Source organism: Vibrio sp. 2130-1 (assembly GCF_033339515.1).
This window is the reverse complement of record NZ_JAWOUT010000130.1, coordinates 1-899: the sequence shown is the minus strand read 5'-3', so window position 1 is coordinate 899 and position 899 is coordinate 1. Positions and strand designations below refer to the sequence as shown.

1 protein-coding gene is annotated in these 899 nt (G+C 45.6%); it reads left to right on the top strand.

What is annotated here, in order from left to right; all coding sequences use genetic code 11:
- Positions 1 to 843 (top strand): helicase-related protein (locus R7Q09_RS24690; protein ID WP_318143765.1); only part of this gene is annotated, 843 nt, incomplete at its 5' end.
- Positions 844 to 899: the final 56 nt, after the last annotated feature.

The following is an 899-nucleotide window of genomic DNA, read 5'->3' as shown; positions in this document are numbered from 1 at the left end:
CCGGGTAATTATGAGCTAGAGAAATCGGGAGGTGAAATTGCGGATCAAGTCGTGCGTCCTACCGGCTTGCTGGATCCAATACTCGAAGTTCGACCAGTCGCGACTCAGGTCGATGATCTGTTGTCTGAAATTCGTATTCGTGCCGCCAAAGAGGAACGTGTTCTTGTTACGACTCTGACCAAACGAATGGCGGAAGATTTAACGGAATATCTGCATGAGCATGATGTTCGTGTTCGTTATCTTCACTCCGACATCGACACGGTAGAGCGCGTCGAGATCATTCGAGATTTGCGCTTAGGTGAGTTCGATGTCTTAGTGGGTATCAACTTGCTTCGAGAAGGTTTGGATATGCCGGAAGTCTCGCTGGTGGCAATTTTGGATGCCGACAAAGAAGGTTTCTTGCGTTCAGAACGTTCACTCATTCAGACGATAGGTCGTGCTGCACGAAACATTGAGGGTAAAGCGATTCTCTATGCGGATAGTATTACAAAATCGATGAAAAAAGCGATGGATGAAACCAATCGTCGTCGTGAGAAGCAGCAAGCGTACAACGAGAAAATGGGCATTACGCCGCAAGCGTTAAAACGTAATATCAAGGATATTATGGAATTGGGCGACATTACTAAGTCCAAACGTCAACGCAATACTAAGCAAGTGCCACTGTCTAAAGTGGCTGAACCATCTCAAACTTACGAAGTGATGTCTCCACAACAATTGGAGAAGGAAATCAGTCGACTAGAAGCGGCGATGTACCAACATGCTCAGGATCTGGAATTTGAGCTTGCGGCTGAGAAGCGTGATGAAATAGAAAAACTGCGTGCGCAATTCATCGCGAATAGCTAGTTAACACGAAAAGCTGTTTCTAAAGAGATACTTGGAATAGGCAAAAAAAGAAGCCA